Source organism: Erythrobacter sp. JK5 (genome assembly GCF_018205975.1).
Lineage (GTDB): Bacteria > Pseudomonadota > Alphaproteobacteria > Sphingomonadales > Sphingomonadaceae > Erythrobacter.
On record NZ_CP073577.1, the window covers coordinates 1,589,137 to 1,603,480 of the forward strand.

The 14,344-nt window shown below is 65.1% G+C and carries 22 protein-coding genes; 6 read left to right on the forward strand and 16 right to left on the reverse strand.

Annotated elements, in window-relative coordinates; translation table 11 throughout:
* Window positions 1–33: 33 nt before the first annotated feature.
* Both KDC96_RS07770 and KDC96_RS07775 read left to right on the forward strand, forming a co-directional pair.
* Window positions 34–927, forward strand: a complete 894-nt coding sequence (locus KDC96_RS07770) for a RimK family alpha-L-glutamate ligase (protein WP_212452061.1) — start codon at window positions 34–36, stop codon at window positions 925–927.
* A complete protein-coding gene (locus tag KDC96_RS07775) occupies window positions 924–1,652 on the forward strand; it encodes a folate-binding protein YgfZ (protein WP_212452063.1) in 729 nt (242 codons plus the stop codon). Before KDC96_RS07770 ends, KDC96_RS07775 begins: the two co-directional genes overlap by 4 nt.
* Before the next feature lies 1 nt (window position 1,653).
* On the opposite strand, the gene KDC96_RS07780 is transcribed toward KDC96_RS07775, so the two are convergent.
* A complete protein-coding gene (locus KDC96_RS07780; protein WP_212452065.1) occupies window positions 1,654–2,250 on the reverse strand; it encodes a TetR/AcrR family transcriptional regulator in 597 nt (198 codons plus the stop codon).
* A 31-nt stretch (window positions 2,251–2,281) separates the two neighbouring features.
* On the opposite strand from KDC96_RS07780, the gene KDC96_RS07785 reads away from it, so the two are divergent.
* Entirely contained in the window at window positions 2,282–3,253 is a 972-nt protein-coding gene (locus KDC96_RS07785; protein WP_212452067.1) for a metal-dependent hydrolase, read from the forward strand.
* Window positions 3,254–3,272: 19 nt separating this feature from the next.
* Here the strand turns inward: KDC96_RS07785 and KDC96_RS07790 are convergent, their stop codons facing one another.
* From KDC96_RS07790 to rplU, 3 genes are all read right to left on the reverse strand, one after another.
* Complete coding sequence (locus KDC96_RS07790) at window positions 3,273–3,815, reverse strand: GNAT family N-acetyltransferase (RefSeq protein WP_212452069.1); 543 nt, start codon at window positions 3,813–3,815, stop codon at window positions 3,273–3,275.
* Between the two features lie 206 nt (window positions 3,816–4,021).
* Window positions 4,022–4,291: a 50S ribosomal protein L27 gene (rpmA, locus tag KDC96_RS07795; RefSeq protein ID WP_212452071.1), complete on the reverse strand. Its 270-nt coding sequence runs from the start codon at window positions 4,289–4,291 to the stop codon at window positions 4,022–4,024.
* A 12-nt stretch (window positions 4,292–4,303) separates the two neighbouring features.
* The gene (gene rplU / locus KDC96_RS07800; RefSeq protein WP_212452073.1) at window positions 4,304–4,843 is read right to left on the reverse strand and encodes a 50S ribosomal protein L21; all 540 of its coding nucleotides are present in this window, start codon (window positions 4,841–4,843) and stop codon (window positions 4,304–4,306) included.
* A 231-nt stretch (window positions 4,844–5,074) separates the two neighbouring features.
* Between rplU and KDC96_RS07805 the strand changes: the two genes are divergently transcribed.
* Window positions 5,075–5,539, forward strand: coding sequence for a hypothetical protein (locus tag KDC96_RS07805; protein ID WP_212452075.1), 465 nt, complete (start codon window positions 5,075–5,077; stop codon window positions 5,537–5,539).
* Window positions 5,540–5,564: 25 nt separating this feature from the next.
* A complete protein-coding gene (locus tag KDC96_RS07810) occupies window positions 5,565–6,263 on the forward strand; it encodes a Crp/Fnr family transcriptional regulator (protein WP_212452077.1) in 699 nt (232 codons plus the stop codon).
* A 31-nt stretch (window positions 6,264–6,294) separates the two neighbouring features.
* Here KDC96_RS07810 and KDC96_RS07815 read toward each other — a convergent pair whose 3' ends face one another.
* The 9 genes from KDC96_RS07815 to KDC96_RS07855 all read right to left on the reverse strand — a co-directional run bounded on the left by KDC96_RS07815 (window position 6,295) and on the right by KDC96_RS07855 (window position 12,004).
* Window positions 6,295–6,747, reverse strand: coding sequence for a hypothetical protein (locus tag KDC96_RS07815; RefSeq protein WP_212452079.1), 453 nt, complete (start codon window positions 6,745–6,747; stop codon window positions 6,295–6,297).
* A gap of 77 nt (window positions 6,748–6,824) precedes the next feature.
* On the reverse strand, window positions 6,825–7,271 hold the full coding sequence (locus KDC96_RS07820; RefSeq protein WP_212452082.1) for a molybdenum cofactor biosynthesis protein MoaE: 447 nt from the start codon (window positions 7,269–7,271) through the stop codon (window positions 6,825–6,827).
* Between the two features lie 6 nt (window positions 7,272–7,277).
* Window positions 7,278–7,520 (reverse strand): MoaD/ThiS family protein, encoded by a 243-nt coding sequence (locus KDC96_RS07825; RefSeq protein ID WP_212452084.1) that lies wholly within the window; start codon window positions 7,518–7,520, stop codon window positions 7,278–7,280.
* Between the two features lies 1 nt (window position 7,521).
* Window positions 7,522–8,568 (reverse strand): GTP 3',8-cyclase MoaA, encoded by a 1,047-nt coding sequence (gene moaA / locus KDC96_RS07830; RefSeq protein WP_212452087.1) that lies wholly within the window; start codon window positions 8,566–8,568, stop codon window positions 7,522–7,524.
* Entirely contained in the window at window positions 8,561–8,881 is a 321-nt protein-coding gene (locus KDC96_RS07835; RefSeq protein ID WP_212452089.1) for a Rossmann fold domain-containing protein, read from the reverse strand. The genes moaA and KDC96_RS07835 overlap by 8 nt, the downstream gene beginning before the upstream one ends.
* Window positions 8,882–8,883: 2 nt before the next feature.
* Window positions 8,884–9,270, reverse strand: a complete 387-nt coding sequence (locus tag KDC96_RS07840; protein ID WP_212452510.1) for a dihydroneopterin aldolase — start codon at window positions 9,268–9,270, stop codon at window positions 8,884–8,886.
* Window positions 9,271–9,288: 18 nt separating this feature from the next.
* Entirely contained in the window at window positions 9,289–10,200 is a 912-nt protein-coding gene (locus tag KDC96_RS07845) for a class I SAM-dependent methyltransferase (RefSeq protein ID WP_212452091.1), read from the reverse strand.
* Window positions 10,200–11,615, reverse strand: coding sequence for a threonine synthase (thrC, locus tag KDC96_RS07850; RefSeq protein WP_212452093.1), 1,416 nt, complete (start codon window positions 11,613–11,615; stop codon window positions 10,200–10,202). Before thrC ends, KDC96_RS07845 begins: the two co-directional genes overlap by 1 nt.
* Window positions 11,616–11,656: 41 nt before the next feature.
* Complete coding sequence (locus tag KDC96_RS07855) at window positions 11,657–12,004, reverse strand: helix-turn-helix transcriptional regulator (RefSeq protein ID WP_212452096.1); 348 nt, start codon at window positions 12,002–12,004, stop codon at window positions 11,657–11,659.
* Between the two features lie 47 nt (window positions 12,005–12,051).
* Between KDC96_RS07855 and KDC96_RS07860 the strand changes: the two genes are divergently transcribed.
* Entirely contained in the window at window positions 12,052–12,531 is a 480-nt protein-coding gene (locus KDC96_RS07860; protein WP_212452098.1) for an SRPBCC family protein, read from the forward strand.
* Here the strand turns inward: KDC96_RS07860 and KDC96_RS07865 are convergent, their stop codons facing one another.
* From KDC96_RS07865 to KDC96_RS07875, 3 genes are read right to left on the reverse strand one after another with little or no spacing between them, the layout of a single operon-like run.
* On the reverse strand, window positions 12,532–13,104 hold the full coding sequence (locus KDC96_RS07865; RefSeq protein WP_212452100.1) for an SURF1 family cytochrome oxidase biogenesis protein: 573 nt from the start codon (window positions 13,102–13,104) through the stop codon (window positions 12,532–12,534).
* Entirely contained in the window at window positions 13,101–13,445 is a 345-nt protein-coding gene (locus tag KDC96_RS07870; RefSeq protein WP_249171975.1) for a DUF983 domain-containing protein, read from the reverse strand. The genes KDC96_RS07865 and KDC96_RS07870 overlap by 4 nt, the downstream gene beginning before the upstream one ends.
* 44 nt (window positions 13,446–13,489) lie before the next feature.
* Window positions 13,490–14,320 carry a cytochrome c oxidase subunit 3 gene (locus tag KDC96_RS07875; RefSeq protein WP_212452101.1) on the reverse strand — a complete coding sequence of 277 codons (831 nt, stop codon included), beginning with the start codon at window positions 14,318–14,320 and terminating at the stop codon, window positions 13,490–13,492.
* Between the last annotated feature and the right edge of the window lie 24 nt (window positions 14,321–14,344).

The window sequence follows — 14,344 nt, forward strand, 5'->3', positions numbered from 1 at the left end:
CCAGCCCTGCCACGGCCTCATAAGGCACTGTCCATGACGACGATCGGATTCCTGGCCTGCGAGACCACCCTTCCCGGCGCGGGCCAGAGACGCGGAGACGCGTTCGAACACGATCTGATGATCGCCGCGCTCGAGCCCGCGTTCGCGGCGCGGGACATGATCCTGACAGTGGTGGACTGGGAAGCGCCGCTCGCAAGCTTCGACGGGATCGAGCTGGTGATGCTGGGCACCGCCTGGAACTATCAGGACAAGGCCCCGCAGTTCCTCGACAAGCTCGAAGCGCTGGCAGCAGCCGGCGTTTCGGTCTGCAACGCGCCCGATCTGGTGCGCTGGAACGCGAAGAAGACCTATCTGCGCGAGCTTGCCGAGGCTGGCGCGCGGACCATCCCCACACTGTGGCGCGAGGTGGTGACGCCCAGGGGCGCACTCGAGGCGATGGAGACGTTCGATACCGATCGCATCGTGGTCAAGCGGCAAGTCGGTGCGGGTGCCGAGGGGCAGGAGCTCATCCGGCGCGGCTCGCTGCCCGATCGCGACTGGACGTTCGGTTATCCGGCGATGCTCCAGCCCTATCTTCCGGCGATCGCCAGCGATGGCGAGCTGAGTTTCGTGTTCATCGATGGCGAGCTGAGTCACGCCTTGCGCAAGCTGCCCGCCGATGGCGATTATCGCATCCAGTCGCTGTATGGCGGGGTCGAAAACGTGCACGAGCCCTCGCCCGAGGAAGCGCAGGCCGCCAGCACGATCCTCGCCGCGCTGCCCGACCCCGCCCCGCTCTATGCCCGGATCGACATGCTGCGCGATGACGACGGCTCGCCGCTGCTGATGGAAGCCGAGCTGATCGAACCCTATCTCTACCCCGAACAGGGCCCGCAGCTGGGCCCGCGCCTCGCCGAGGCGGTTGCCAAGCGGGTAGAAAGCCAATGAGCACCACGCTGCTGACCGACAGAGCGATCCTTCGTCTCGCGCCGATGGAGCCGGGCGAGGACGTGCGCGGGTTCCTGCAGGGGCTGGTGACCAACGATGTTGCAGGCGATCTGCCGATCTACGCCGCGCTGCTTACGGCGCAGGGCAAGGCGATGTTCGATTTCTTCGTGTGGGCCGATGGCGACGACCTGTTGCTCGATTGCGAAGCCGACGCCGCCGACGACCTGGCGAAGCGGCTTTCGCTCTATCGCCTGCGTCGCAAGATCGCGATCGCGCGCGACGCAACCGTCGGGGTGCACTGGGGCCGCGACCCGGTCGATACCGGTGCGCCCGACCCACGCCTGCCCGATCTCGGCTACCGCTGGCTGGGTCCGATGGAGGGCGAAGCGGCGGACGCTGCCTATCTCGCCCACCGCCTGTCGCTCGGCGTGCCCGAAACCCGCGCGGAACTCGCCGATATCCTGTGGCTCGAAACCAACGCGGTCGAATTGAACGGCGTGAGCTTCGGCAAGGGCTGCTATATCGGGCAGGAGAATACCGCGCGGATGAACTGGCGGCAGAAGGTCAACCGGCGGCTGGTGGTGGTGCCGCTCGATCACTCCGATGAAACCCGTCGCAAGGCGGCCTACCCCGAGCTTGGACTGGCGATCGATCACCTGCGAGTGGCGGATCTCGATCCCGCAACGCTCCCGGACTGGCAACGCGACGGCGTGACCCCGGAATAGGTTAGCGCTGCTGGTACTCCGCCAGCGAGGCTTCGAGCATCTGTTCCGCCCTGGCTCGCGCCGCATCGCGCGGCAGCCCGAGCGAATTCGCCAGCGCTGCTCCGATCAGTGCATCCCCCAACGCCATCAGCACGAGATTGAGCGTATCGCGATGGACGCGCATGTCCTCGGCGCAGTGATCGGCTTCTTCGGGGGCGATCTTGTCCACCAGTTCGTGGATGGTGGCGATTATCGGATCGAGCGCGTCCTCGTTGCCGGTCAGCAGCATCCAGCTGGTCAGCGCCCCGGCGCCTTCGCGATCGAAGGCGTCGAAAGCCAGATCCACCACTTCGCGCGGCGAACCGAGGCCCGCGCGGCTCGCATGCACCGCCTCGATGATGGTTTCCGAAACGGTCCTCGCAAGATGCTCCGCGAGCGCTTTCTGCAGCCCCGATGCCGATCCAAAGTGGTGAAGCAGGTTGGCATGGGTGCGGCCGATGCGCGAGGCGACGGCTTTCAGCGTGACCGATTGCGGGCCGGTTTCGATCAGCAGCGCCCGCGCCGCTTCGAGCGCGGCCAGGCGCGACTCCTCCGGGGTTAACCTTTTGCGATCCTTCATTGTTTATAGACCTTTATTGGAACTCGAAGCGATGAACAAGTTAACCTCTCTCGATTGGAACAGCGCCGTCGAATTCGACGGATCGTCGCTGGATTGCGATCCCTTCGCCAGCCAGGTGTTGGTTCGCGCGGCATCCGCGCCCGACGGACATTCGCTGACCATACGCGACGAGCGGTTCGATCGCGAAGCGATTGTTCCCCGCCACTGGCATTCGGACGATCCGGTCGCAACCGCGTGGTTCAATTCGCTCTCCGCCAGCCTGCCGCGCGGGGAGGCCTATTTCGTTGCGACCCTGCGCGAATTCCGCGCGGCGGTGCCCGGCAGTCTCGCCCGCGAGATCAAGGCGTTCTGCACGCAGGAGGTCAATCACACCCGCGAACATCTGGCGTTCAACCGGCTGGTCGAAGATCACGGCTACAACGTCGTCTCGATCGACAAGGGCATTCAGGAAATGCTGTCGCTGGCCGATGGACGGTCGCGCGAGTTCCACCTGGCGGTCACGCTCGCGCTCGAACATTTCGCGGCGGTCATCGGGCGCCACCTGCTGTCCGATCCGCGTTACCTCGACGGGGCCGATCCGGTCGCGGCGGAGCTGTGGCGCTGGCACGCCACCGAGGAAATCGAACACAAGGGCATATCGTACGACGTCTGGCTGCACGCGACGCGCGACTGGAACAGGGCGCGGCGATTCGCGATCAGGACGCTGGTCGCGCTGCTGATTACCCGCAAGTATTTCCGCAACCGCGTCCGCGATGCGCTGGGCCTGATGGAGCAGGACGGCATTCCCCGCTGGAAAGGCCGGTTCAGGCTCGCCTGGTACCTGTGGGGCAGGCCCGGAATGATGCGACGGATGGCGCGCGAATGGGCCGCGATCCTGAAGCCTGGGTTCCATCCCTGGCATCACGACGACCGCGACCTGATCCGCAAATGGGAAAGCCCCTATGCCGATGCGGTGATGCCCGACGGGGAGCCGATCGAGCAGCGCCCGGCAAAGGCCGCCTGACGCCCGGCAATCCGATGCGTCAGGCCGCGCGCTTCTGCCACACCGCGTCGCCCTCCAACTCTATCGTGTATTCGGCGGTCTTCGCCGTTCCCCCGCGACCGCAACTGTGCCGCTCGACGATCCGTCCGGTCGGCTCGAAACCGAGCTTTCGCAGCACCCTGCCCGAGGCGGGATTGTCGAGGAAGTGCGAGGCCACGACCTTGCGATGACCGAGCGTCGCCGCGATGTCGAGCACGGCGCGGCCTGCCTCGGTCGCGAAGCCCTGCCCCCAATACGGGCGCGCGATCCAGTAACCCATCTCGATCGCGTCGGGGTGTTCGTCGATCAGATCGAGCCCGATGCAACCCACCACGACAGCATCGCTGGCGCGGGTGACGAGGAAGCGCGGCTGGTGCGGATCGATCGCCCGCGCAGCGAATTCGCGGGCGTGCGATTCGTCATAGGGCCACGGGGCGCGGGCGAGATTGCGGACCACGCCCTGATCGGCAATGCCGCCGAATATCGCCTGCCAGTCCTCGGGCCAGATCGGCCGTAACAGCAATCTTTCGCTGCGATGGAACACGTGTCTCTCCTCTCGACATTCGAGATCGCCCCACGTCGCCCCGCTAGGGGCAATGCGTGACAAATGCGTTGCGGCGAACCGGAATTCGCCAGTCTGTGAGGGAGAAACGACAAGAGGGAGTGGGTCGGCCCCATCTCCCTCTTTGGTTGCCGGCTGAACCCGGCTGGGACCGTCCCGGTGGACGATCCTCTTAACGAACCGTCCGGTTATTCGGCTGCTTGCGCAATCATGTCTACCGACACGTATTTGCGGCCGAGCTTGCCCTTGTGGAATCGCACCACGCCTTCGGCGAGCGCGAACAGGGTGTGATCCTTGCCCATGCCGACATTGGTGCCCGGATAGAACTTGGTGCCGCGCTGGCGCACGATGATGTTGCCGCCGATCACATCCTGACCGCCGAACTTCTTCACACCAAGGCGACGGCCGGCTGAGTCGCGACCGTTGCGGGATGAACCGCCTGCTTTCTTATGTGCCATCGTTCGTGATCCTTACTTCTTGTCTTCGGCCTTGGGCGCCGCTTTCTTGGCGGGAGCCTTCTTGGCCGGGGCTTTCTTCGCAGGTGCCTTCTTGGCCTCTGCTGCCTTGGGAGCCGCTTTCTTGGCCGGGGCCTTCTTCGCAGGCGCCTTCTTGGCCGGTGCCGCCTTCTTTTCCGTTGCCGGCTTGGCTTCGGTCTTGGGCGCAGCTTCCTTCTTCGGAGCGGCAGCCTTCTTGGCAGCCGGCTTCTTGGCGCCTTCGCCCACATCGGTGATCCGCAGCAACGTCATCTGCTGGCGGTGACCGGCCTTGCGGCGATAGTTGTGGCGGCGACGCTTCTTGAAAACGACGACCTTCTCGCTCTTCGCCTGGGCGATGATCTCGGCCGAGACGGTGACCTTGGACGCGTCGGCGATGGTTTCGCCTTCGCCGGCCAGCAGGACGTCACCCAGCGTGATCGTGTCGCCGGCTTCGCCCGCGAGCTTTTCAACGGCAATCTTGTCTCCGGCGGCAACCCGATATTGCTTGCCGCCCGTGCGCACTACTGCGAACATGGCTTTGTACTCTCGATCTTGGCTATGTCCGGTAAGCACGAGATACTCCCACGCGGGCCGAACAGCAATGCGGCGCCGCAACCCGCAGCGCCGGAAAGAAGCGTGCCGTTAAGGGAAAGGCGGCGCCAAGTCAACGCCAAGATGACCGGAAAATCGGTCCGCCCCGATCATTGTTCGGCTATCCCGGTCGGTGACCTCATGTTAGGAATGCTGCCGATCATGGAACGGGAAATGTTTCGACTTTCGCTTGCCGTGGCGACAGCTGCGATGCTTGCAGGCTGTGCCGGAGACAGCGGCCGTTATCCCTCGCTCGCCATTCGCGATGCGGAGCGCATTTCCGGGCAGTTCACACCCACCGCGCGTGCTGTCGAACCCGTCGCGCCAGTGGCCTCGGCCCGGGATCTCGCGGCGATCGTCGACCGGGCGAACGCCTCCAGCCGCGCCTTCGCCAACGCGCGTCCCGCCGCCAGCCGGGCGGTCACCGGCGCGCGCGGCACCAGCATCGAAAGCGACGCGCGGGCGCGGGCGCTGGTGGCGCTGGCGGACCTCAGCTCGCTGCGCAGCGACACCGCGATTGCGCTGGGCGATCTCGATCTGATCGCGGCTGAAAGCGCGGTCGCATTCGCCCCGAACAGGATGTCGCCGCAGCGCAGGCACAGGTGGCAGCGCTGGTGGAAGAACAGGACCGCACGCTAGCCGGTCTGTGGGAGCAAATGTCGCGATGAACCTCGCTTGCGAAACCTGCCCGGTCAGGGATTCGGCTGCGTGCTCGGTCCTGACCGCTGACGAACGCAACGCGCTCGCAGCCGCCGGGAGAACCCGGGCGCTCGGGCGCGGCGAGATGCTGTTCGCCGCCGGAGACGAAGATGCCGCCTGCGCCACCCTGGTCAGCGGTGCGCTCAAGGTGTCGGCGATCAATGCCGACGGGGACGAGCAGATCCTCTCCCTCGTCCACCCGGCAGGGTTCGTCGGCGAGCTGTTCGCCCCCTTCGCGCACCACGATGTCGTCGCGCTCACCGACAGCACGCTGTGCACCTTCGGCCGCCGCGATATCGAGCGGGCGCTGGAAGACTATCCGGCGCTGGCCCGCGCGCTGTTGCGGCGCAGCCAGGAAGATCTGCTGGCAACCCGCAGCCTGCTGGAACTGACCGCCAATGCCAGCGCCGAGGCGCGACTGGCCGCGTTGCTGCACGATTTCGCCGCCGCCGCCAGCCATTCGCCCTGCCATCTCGCGGAGGAATTCGAACTGCCGCTGACCCGCGGCGAAATCGCCAACATGCTGGGCCTGACGATCGAGACCGTCAGCCGCAAGTTCGGCGAGCTCGAGGATAGCGGTGCCATCCGGCGGAAAGGAAAGCGCGGGATCGAACTGGTCGACCCCGCGCAGTTGCAGGCCATTTCCGGGCGGATCGGGGATTGATCCGCGTGGATCTGGACCTGTCCCCCCTTCGCTAAACCAGAGCGGCAATCGTCACTGCGGCGAGACCCCACAGCACGACCAGCACCGGCAGTATCAGCACCTGGATTGCGGCATCGCGCGGCATCAGCCGGCCGGTGTGGGTCATGATTCCGTATTCCCCGAACTGACCGGTCGTCATCGGGCTGGTGTCATTCGGCTCAAGTCCATTCTTCTTGAGCCGCGTCCAGATCGTCGGAACGCCGAAGGCGGCGACGATGAATACCGCAAAGATCGCCATCGGGATCGCGAGGCCCGGCGAGGCAAAGGCAATGCCGGTGATCGCGAGAAAGGCGAAAAAGCACCCGGCCGTCGCGGCATACAGCGCCGCTGGCAATTCGAAATTGCGGTCGACTTCGACCTGGTGGCGCACCTCGGCCCTGACCTCGGGGGCAGCGACGATGCGGGCCTCGCCGCGGGCCACGATGTCCTTGACGTGTTTGCTCATGGGGCTTTCTCCTTCGTTGAAAAAGGGGATGCCCCGCCGCGCATGCCCGCGCCTTGATGCAGATCAAATATTGACGATTATTGCTGCCAGCGGGCCAGGTCCTGATGGTCCTGCGTGCGCGGTTCGATCCAGTGCCATTCGCCGTTGCGCAGCTCGCGCTTCCAGAACCACGCCGCGCTCTTGAGATGGTCCATGCAGAAATCCACCGCCTCGATGGCGGCGCGCCGGTGCCGCGCGGCAGCCGAGACGCATACGATCGGCTCGCCGGGATGGAGCCGCCCGACCCGGTGGACCATCAGGATTCCCATCAGGTCGAAGCGGTCGAGCGCATCGTCCGCCAGCGCGTCCATGCCCGGCAGCGTTAGCGGCTCGTAATGCGACAGCTCGAGCGCATCGACGCCATCGTCGCTGCGCACCTTACCGACAAAGGTGCAAACGCCGCCAAGGCCGGGATTGGCGCTGGTGAACGGCCCGATCAGTGCCCCGGGGGCGAACGGTGCGACCTGCAGGCGGACGTCCTTCACGAGACCTCAGCCGCCGCTGACGGGCGGCAGAAGCGCAACTTCGTCGCCATCCTGCGCCGCGAGCGCGGTCTTGTCCGCCAGAACCCTGCCCGCACAGGCGACGTTGATCCGCTCCGATTGCAGCTGCTCAGCGACCTCGGGGCCTACCGCTTCGAGAAGCGCGCCCCAGTCGAGCGGAGCCGCAACCTCGCGGCTGTCTTCGCCTGCCAGATCGCGCAACGGGCCGAGAAACACGACAGTCACCGTCATATCAGCCGCCCGTCATCGACATGTGTCGTGGCTGCGCCGGGTCGGCACCGGGTTCGTCGATCCGGAAGTGATGCCGCTCGGGCTTGATCGCCATCGCCCGGGCGAGCGCTTGTTCGAGGTTCACCTGCGGCTGATCGGATCGCAGCGCTGCGCGCAGATCGACCCGCTCGCTGCCGCCGAGGCAGGGATACAGCTGCCCGGTCGCGGTCACCCGCAGACGGTTGCAGCCGGCGCAGAAATTGTTGGTCAGCGGGGTGATCAGGCCGAGCCGCCCACCGGTTTCGGCGATATCGGCGTAGCGTGCCGGCCCGCCCGTGCTGGCATCGGTGTCGGTGAGCGTCCAGCGCTCGTCCAGCCGATCGCGCACCACGCTGAGCGGGAGGTAATGGTCGAGCCGGTCCTCCTCGACCTCGCCCAGCGGCATCACCTCGATCAGGGTGATGTCGTGTCCCTGCCGGTGCGCCCACGCGACGAGATCGGGCAGTTCGTGTTCGTTGATACCCTTGAGCGCCACTGCGTTGAGCTTGACCTTGAGGCCCGCCTCGCGCGCCGCCGCTATGCCGTCGAGCACCTGCGGGAGCGCATCGCGCCGGGTCAGCCGCGTGAAGGTTTCGCGATCGAGCGTGTCGAGCGAGACATTGACCCGCCGCACCCCTGCCTGGGCGAGTGCCTCGGCGTGCTGCGCCAGCCGGGTCGCATTGGTGGTGAGGGTCAGCTCATCGAGCCCGTTGCCGAGTCGCCGCCCCAACGCATCGAACAGGTCGATGATGTCGCGCCGCACCAGCGGCTCGCCGCCGGTCACGCGGATCTTGGTCACCCCGCGATCGATGAAGCCGGTCGCCAGCTCGTACAGCTCCTCGAGCGTGAGCACCTCTTTCTTCGGGAGGAACTGCATGCGCTCAGGCATGCAATAGGAGCAACGCAGATCGCAGCGATCGGTGACCGACAGTCGCAGATAGGTGATGCGGCGCTGAAACGTGTCGACCAGCGGGCCGCCGGAATTGTCGACGGCGATCAGATCGGGATTGCGGTTCCGGGCGTCACTCATGCGCGGCAAGATACTGTCCGGTGACGCCGGGCGCATCCCTCAAATATGCGAGCATTTCCTCGCGCGCTTCGCCCGCAGTCGCGCCGACGACGTTGACGCGGCTGGGCGCGTGCGCGCGGGCAAGATCGCGCGCCAGGGAGCGGCGCCAATCGTCGTGATGATGCGGCATGGGCAGGAGGACGATCGCCAGCGAATCGGTTTGATCGTCGGCCAGGAGCCGACGGGATTCGACAAGGTGATTAGAGAAGAATGCCGCCGCCGCGTCGATCGCCCGGTCGGGCAGGTCCTCGACGATCTGGACCGCCTGCGCCACGATCAGGCGTGGTCCTGTGCCGGGCGTTCGCGATGCAGCGTTATCCCGATCTTCTCGTTCGCCTCGGCAATCGCGAGCTTCACGATCTTGACCGTCACGGCCTGAACCCGGCGATCCTGCACGAACAAGGTTTCGCAGATGTGATCGGCAACCGCCTCGATCAGCTTGAAATGGACGCCCCTGGGCAGACCCTCGGACATCGCGAATTTCAGGTCCATGTAGTTCTTGCTGGCTTCGAGCGGCGTGTCGGCATCGTAGTGATCGGCGACATCGTAACGCGCCTGCACGGTCATGCGCAGCGGCTGCGGCTTGCCGGTTTCCTCGGAATAGATGCCGGTCAGGACATCGACTTCGAGATCGGCGACTTCGAGGATGAGCGAATCGGTCATGGTCATTGGCGCACGCCTTTAGCCCGGATTCGACCAACGTGCGAAGATGGCGGTCGGCAGCAGGCGCCCCTCCCGCTCATCCTGAGCCTGCCGAAGGGCCTCTTCGCGCACGGCGAGATCGCCATGCTCGATTGTGCCGGGCAGATGCGCCAGCTTTTCCTCGAGCAGACCGGCGATAGCGAGGCTGCTCATGCGTACCGCGTAGACCGTGAGAAACAGGAACCGGCTGTCGCCATCGAGCAGCCTGGCGCAGTCGCCGATCAGGCCGCCCAAGCCTTCTTCCAGCCGCCATGTCTCGTTCTTCGGGCCGCGTCCGAACTTGGGCGGATCGAGGATGATCCCGTCATAGCGCCGCTCGCGCCGCACCTCGCGCGCGGCGAACTTGGCCGCGTCGTCGACCAGCCAGCGGATCGGGCGGTCCTCCATGCCGGAGAGCGCGGTGTTGTCGCGTGCCTGCGCGACCGATTTCTTGGACGCATCGACATGGGTCACCTGGCCGTGACGACTCAGCGCCAGTGAACCAAGGCCGGTATAGCCGAACATGTTGAGCGTCTCGGCATCCTCACGTCCCACAAGCTGCGCACGCATCCACTCCCAGACGGGGGCCATGTCGGGGAAGAACTGCAAGTGGCGGAAGGGGGTCGGCTGCGCGGTGAAGCGCACTTCGTTCCACGCCAGCTCCCAGCCACCTTCGGGAACATCGCGTTCGAACACCCAGCGCCCGCCGCCATCCTCGTCCGAGCCGGGGATGAATTCGCCATCTGCCTGCCAGTCAGACCGGCGCGGCTGCCACAGCGCTTGCGGTTCTGGGCGGATGAAGGAAAACGGCCCGAACGCCTCCCACTTGCGCCCGGCCCCGCTGTCGAGCAGGCGATAGCCATCCCACCCGGAGCACTCCATCACGATGGGTTGAGCGACAAGGTGAGCCATCAGGCGCTGGCGCTGGCCGCGTTCTGGAGCACAAAATCGCGCGCCGCTTCGTATTCGCCAGAAATCTCGGTGAAGTGCTCCTCGCGTCCGAACAGGTCGCCGACGCGGGGCGGAAGCGCGGGACGCACGCCGACCGCGCGCTCGACCGCGTCGCGGAATTTGGCCGGATGCGCGGTCGCGAGGGTGACGATCGGTACGCCGCGCTCGATCACGCCCGTTTCGGCGGCTGCAAGGCTCGCATGCAGGCCAACCCCGGTATGCGGGTCGATCACCTGGTCGGCATTGCGCTGCGCCCATTGCAGTGCACGCGCGGTTTCGGCCTGATCGGCGCGCATGCTGGTGAACAGCCTGGAGGCCCCTTCGCGCTGGCTGTTGGTCAGCTGCATCGCCTTGCTCGCTTCGAAATCGCGCATCTGCATGGCCAGTGCCGCACCGTCGCGTCCACCGACGTCAAACAGCAGCCGCTCGAAGTTCGAGCTGACCTGGATGTCCATCGACGGGGTGATCGTCGGCGTGACGCCGCCCGCCGAATAGTCGCCATCGGTGAGCGCACGATGGAGGATATCGTTGACGTTGGTGGCGACGATCAGCCGCTCGATCGGCAGACCCATTTGCGCCGCGACATAGCCCGCGAACACATCGCCGAAATTGCCGGTCGGCACGCTGTAGGCGATCGTGCGGTCGGGCGCGCCAAGCTGGAGCGCGGAGTAGAAGTAGTACACCACCTGCGCCATCAGCCGCGCCCAGTTGATCGAGTTGACCGCACCGAGATTGAGCGGGCCATTGACAGCAGGATCAGCGAACATCGCCTTCACATGGCGCTGCGCATCGTCGAAGCTGCCTTCGATCGCGATATTGTGCACGTTGGGCGCGCGCACGGTGGTCATCTGTCGGCGCTGGACCTCGCTCACCCGCCCCTTAGGGTGGAGCATGAATATCTCGGTCCGGTCGCGCCCGGCGACCGCGTTGATCGCCGCCGAGCCGGTGTCGCCGCTGGTCGCACCGACGATCGTGAGGCGCGCGTCGCGGCGGCTCAGGAACGTCTCGAACAGGTGGCCGAGCAATTGCAGCGCGACGTCCTTGAACGCCAGCGTCGGCCCGTGGAACAGCTCGAGCAGCCAGTGCGTCTCGTCCATCTGCACCAGCGGGGTGACGGCAGCGTGGCCGAAATCGCCATAGACGGTGGCGCACAGGCCATCGAGTTCGTCATCGGTCAGGCTCCCGGCGACGAACGGGCGCATGATTGCGGCGGCGAGCGCCGGGTAGGACAGGCCACGCAGGTCGCGGATCTGCGCTTCGGTCAGGCGCGGCCATGCGGCCGGCACGTAGAGCCCGCCATCGGAAGCCAGACCCGCCAGCGTGACTCCTTCGAAATCGAGCGTCGGCGCGCTGCCGCGAGTGGAGACGTAGTGCATGATGCGGTGCGGTTAGCGGGGAGCAGCACCCCCTGCAATGCTCACCAGGCGGTTTCCGTCGCCTTCGTGCTTTCCAGCGCTGCTTTCAGGTTCGACAGATTGCTGGCTGCCCGCGCGGCATGCGGTCCGATCCAGCGTTCATGAATCGCCTGGATCGGCATGGCGTCGAGGTAATTGAAGCGTTCGCGTCCCTTGCGAACCGAAACCACGAGGTCGGCCCGCTCCAGCACTCGCAAATGTTGCATGACCGTGCACCGGTCGAGGTCGGGGAAGCACGCGCACAGCTGTTTGGTGGTCAGCGGTCGCAGTTTCAGCTGGTCGCAAATCCCGCGCCGCACCGGATTGGCCAGGGCCTTGAACACCTGATCGAGATCGTCATCATTTGACATGTTATATTTTTATAACATAATGCAGCGCGACTCAAGGGAGACACGCCATGGAGGTCAATTTCCGCGTTTCCGGCCGAATTGCGAAGCCGGTCGAAGACGTGTTCGAGGCGCTCGCCGATCCCGAGAAGCTCTCGCAATTCTTCACCACCGGCGGGGCGAAGGGCAGGATGGAAGCGGGCAAGACCGTAATGTGGGACTTCCACGATTTCCCCGGCGCCTTCCCGGTCTACGTCATCGAAGTGGTGCCCAATGAGAAGATCGTGTTCGAGTGGGCGGCCTATGAAGGCGACAGCGGGAAGATCGGCGCCAAACATGGCGAAGCCGACTACCGCACCACCGTCACGTTTCTGTTCAAACCGACCGATGACGGGCGGACCTTGGTGGAGATCATCGAGGAAGGCTGGCGCGAGACCGACGGCGCGTTGCGCGGTTCCTATCTCAATTGCGAAGGCTGGACCGGGATGCTGTGCGCCATGAAGATCTGGCTCGAACACGGCATCAACCTGCGCGAAGGCTTCTACAAGTAGTCAGTCGTCGCGTTTGGCCACCCGGGACTTCAGCGCAAAGCCATAGATCACCAGCGCCGTCAGCGCGAAGAAGAACCACTGCCCCGCATAGGCGAGGTGGTTGTTGGGCAGGTCGTTGGGATCGGGTTTGGCGAGGGGTTCAAGGTCGGCGAGCGCTGGGTTGGCGACAACCTTGCCTCCGGCATCGACAATCCCTTCGACCGATCCACCATCATAGACCGGAGGTGCAGGATCTCGCGACCACCCCAGCGCCACTTCGATCGGTAGTCCGCCAGCATTGCACTTCGCGATATGGGCAAACCCCTTGGCACCACGAACGCTCGTGCCTGCAGTGCTTCGCAAGGAAATCACTTCGTCGCAATCGAGCACTACGCGAGTGAACAGCACCTCACCCTGCCAGAACTCCCTTGATCGAACCGGCACCGCAGGCGCATCGGCGGGGATTGCCGAGAACCGCTCGATCATGGCGGCCTTTTCGTCCGCCCGCCCCAATTGCCAGAAGCCAAGCCACACCATCACGCCCGCCGCCGCGACGACGAGGATGGTCGGGATGATCGGGATCGAGCGCATCATCCCTCCGTGCCGCCCTGTTCGGCCTGTGCCTCATATCGACGATACAACAGCGCGGTCTTGTAGAGCCGCAGCGTCCCGATCACGACCGCCAGAGTCAGCGGTGCCCAGATCACGACCTGAAGCCACAACGGCGGGCGCAGCATGATGTCGATCCCGATCGCGAGCATGATGAGGATCGCGGCCGTCAGGATCGTCACCAGCCCGGCAAGCCGCGCCCCGCGTTCCAGCGCGCCAAGGTCGAGCCCGCACCGATCGCACGACAGCGCAATGCTCGCAGGCGTTTCGAACAGGGTCGCGGCACCACAACGCGGGCAGAGACCAGAAAGGGCAGCCTGGACCAAACCAGGCTGCCCCCTCTCAAATTGTGGACCGGAGTCCGGACGCATCAGTGGTATTCAGCGCCCCAGCCGCCCCAAACATAGACCACGATGAACAGGAACAGCCACACCACGTCGACGAAGTGCCAGTACCACGCCGCCGCTTCGAAGCCGAAGTGCTGACGCGGAGTGAAGTGGCCGATATAGGCGCGATAGAGGCACACCGAGAGGAAGATCGTTCCGATCAGCACGTGGAAACCGTGGAAGCCGGTCGCCATGTAGAACGCCGAGCTGTAGGTGTTGCCGCCGAACCCGAACGGCGCGACGTAATATTCGTAGGCCTGGATCGAGGTGAACAGCACGCCGAGCGCGATCGTCGCCCACAGGCCCTGCTTCAAGCCGTCGCGATCTCCGTGGATCAGCGCGTGGTGCGCCCAGGTCACCGTGGTGCCCGAACACAGCAGGATGATGGTGTTGAGCAGCGGCAGGCTGAACGGATCGAGCACTTCCTCGATCGCCTGTGGCGGCCACACACCGCCGACAACTTCGGCAATCGACGAGGGAAACAGCGAGAAATCGAACCACGCCCAGAACCAGCCCACGAAGAACATCACTTCGGAAGCGATGAACAGGATCATGCCGTAGCGCATGTGCAGCTGCACCACCGGGGTGTGATCGCCGCGCTGCGCTTCGATCGTGACGTTGCGAAACCACATGAAGAAGGTCGCGATGAGCCCGGCGAGACCGGCCCAGATCACGATATTGCTCGCCGCCCCGAACTGCTCGGGATGCCAGCTGAGCACCATGCCCGAAGTGAACGTCAGCGCCGAGATCGATCCGACCAGCGGCCAGATATCCGGGTCGAGGATGTGGTAATCGTGGTTTACTTTGCCAGCCATGTGGTCGTTCCCGTCCCTGGGTTG

What these genes read in the sequence shown, in the direction of transcription:
- KDC96_RS07785 (WP_212452067.1), top strand. Translation starts at nt 2,282, where the DNA reads ATGAACAAGTTAACCTCTCTCGATTGGAACAGCGCCGTCGAATTCGAC.
- rplU (WP_212452073.1), bottom strand. Translation starts at nt 4,843, where the DNA reads ATGTTCGCAGTAGTGCGCACGGGCGGCAAGCAATATCGGGTTGCCGCC.
- KDC96_RS07805 (WP_212452075.1), top strand. Translation starts at nt 5,075, where the DNA reads ATGTTTCGACTTTCGCTTGCCGTGGCGACAGCTGCGATGCTTGCAGGC.
- KDC96_RS07770 (WP_212452061.1), top strand. Translation starts at nt 34, where the DNA reads ATGACGACGATCGGATTCCTGGCCTGCGAGACCACCCTTCCCGGCGCG.
- KDC96_RS07780 (WP_212452065.1), bottom strand. Translation starts at nt 2,250, where the DNA reads ATGAAGGATCGCAAAAGGTTAACCCCGGAGGAGTCGCGCCTGGCCGCG.
- thrC (WP_212452093.1), bottom strand. Translation starts at nt 11,615, where the DNA reads ATGCACTACGTCTCCACTCGCGGCAGCGCGCCGACGCTCGATTTCGAA.
- KDC96_RS07860 (WP_212452098.1), top strand. Translation starts at nt 12,052, where the DNA reads ATGGAGGTCAATTTCCGCGTTTCCGGCCGAATTGCGAAGCCGGTCGAA.
- KDC96_RS07810 (WP_212452077.1), top strand. Translation starts at nt 5,565, where the DNA reads ATGAACCTCGCTTGCGAAACCTGCCCGGTCAGGGATTCGGCTGCGTGC.
- KDC96_RS07825 (WP_212452084.1), bottom strand. Translation starts at nt 7,520, where the DNA reads ATGACGGTGACTGTCGTGTTTCTCGGCCCGTTGCGCGATCTGGCAGGC.
- rpmA (WP_212452071.1), bottom strand. Translation starts at nt 4,291, where the DNA reads ATGGCACATAAGAAAGCAGGCGGTTCATCCCGCAACGGTCGCGACTCA.
- KDC96_RS07845 (WP_212452091.1), bottom strand. Translation starts at nt 10,200, where the DNA reads ATGGCTCACCTTGTCGCTCAACCCATCGTGATGGAGTGCTCCGGGTGG.
- KDC96_RS07815 (WP_212452079.1), bottom strand. Translation starts at nt 6,747, where the DNA reads ATGAGCAAACACGTCAAGGACATCGTGGCCCGCGGCGAGGCCCGCATC.
- moaA (WP_212452087.1), bottom strand. Translation starts at nt 8,568, where the DNA reads ATGAGTGACGCCCGGAACCGCAATCCCGATCTGATCGCCGTCGACAAT.
- KDC96_RS07865 (WP_212452100.1), bottom strand. Translation starts at nt 13,104, where the DNA reads ATGATGCGCTCGATCCCGATCATCCCGACCATCCTCGTCGTCGCGGCG.
- KDC96_RS07840 (WP_212452510.1), bottom strand. Translation starts at nt 9,270, where the DNA reads ATGACCGATTCGCTCATCCTCGAAGTCGCCGATCTCGAAGTCGATGTC.
- KDC96_RS07855 (WP_212452096.1), bottom strand. Translation starts at nt 12,004, where the DNA reads ATGTCAAATGATGACGATCTCGATCAGGTGTTCAAGGCCCTGGCCAAT.
- KDC96_RS07875 (WP_212452101.1), bottom strand. Translation starts at nt 14,320, where the DNA reads ATGGCTGGCAAAGTAAACCACGATTACCACATCCTCGACCCGGATATC.
- KDC96_RS07775 (WP_212452063.1), top strand. Translation starts at nt 924, where the DNA reads ATGAGCACCACGCTGCTGACCGACAGAGCGATCCTTCGTCTCGCGCCG.